Annotated in this window: 1 protein-coding gene; it reads left to right on the forward strand. The window is 39.7% G+C overall.

Going from position 1 to position 453, the window contains the following annotated elements:
- Positions 1 to 453, forward strand: a 453-nt coding sequence (locus H3T96_RS14630) for an AMP-binding protein (protein WP_144093585.1), incomplete at both ends; no start/stop codon positions are given.

Genomic DNA, 453 nt, shown 5'->3' on the forward strand with positions numbered 1-453 from the left:
TGGATTTAAAACCATTAGCCGAACCGGTAAAAGTAGATAATAAATCGTTAGCTTATATTATCTTTACTTCCGGCTCGACCGGTGAGCCTAAAGGGGTTGAGATTAGTCATCAGGCGGCTTTAAATACGATTGTTGATATCTGTCAGCGTTACCATATTGATAATTCAAGTTGTGCTCTGGCAGTTTCTTCTCTCGATTTTGATTTATCTGTATTTGATATCTTTGGTCTACTGGGTGTGGGTGGCCGTTTAGTATTAATTAGTGATGAAGAGCGCAGAGATGCTGCCAGCTGGTTACAATTAATTTTTGAACATGACGTTTGTGTATGGAACTCTGTACCTATCTTATTAGACATGCTATTGATTGTGGCGACTCACGATACTCGTACACTCCCTTTAAAAACGGTATTACTTTCTGGGGACTGGATAGGGTTAGATTTACCTGTACGTCTTG

The organism is Gilliamella sp. W8136 (genome assembly GCF_016101285.1).
Taxonomy (GTDB): Bacteria; Pseudomonadota; Gammaproteobacteria; order Enterobacterales; family Orbaceae; genus Gilliamella; species Gilliamella apicola_N.